The sequence below is a fragment of the Paludifilum halophilum genome, from assembly GCF_002245355.1.
Classification (GTDB): Bacteria; Bacillota; Bacilli; order Thermoactinomycetales; family DSM-45169; genus Paludifilum; species Paludifilum halophilum.
The window spans coordinates 1-383 of sequence record NZ_NOWF01000197.1; the positions used below are offsets into that span (position 1 = coordinate 1).

General features: G+C 68.1%; 1 protein-coding gene. It reads left to right on the forward strand.

Translation table 11 applies throughout. The features are described 5' to 3' along the window. On the forward strand, positions 1-383 hold a 383-nt coding region (locus CHM34_RS18825), incomplete at both ends, for a DUF533 domain-containing protein (protein WP_141201802.1).

Sequence of the window (383 nt, forward strand, 5' to 3'; positions counted from 1 at the left end):
GTGGTGGTTTCGATGCCAAGTCGCTGCTGGGTGGCGGCGCGCTGGGCATGCTGGTTGGCAGCAAGCGGGGTCGCAGCATGGGCTGCAAGGCGATCAAGTACGGCGCACTAGCCGGGCTGGGGGCACTAGCCTGGAAAGCCTGGCAGGCTCATCAAGAGAAGTCGTCTGCAGCGCCGGCCAACGCGCCGACGACCGGAGCCGATCAGCCGCTGGAGCAGCTCTCCGGCGATCGGCAGGAGAACCGAAGCCTGGTCATCCTGCGTGCGATGATCGCCGCCGCGCGGGCCGATGGTCATATCGACGCCGAAGAGCGGGCCGCGCTGGCCGAACAGATCGACGCGCTGGGCGCGGACGACGAACTGCATGCCTGGGTCGAGCAGCAG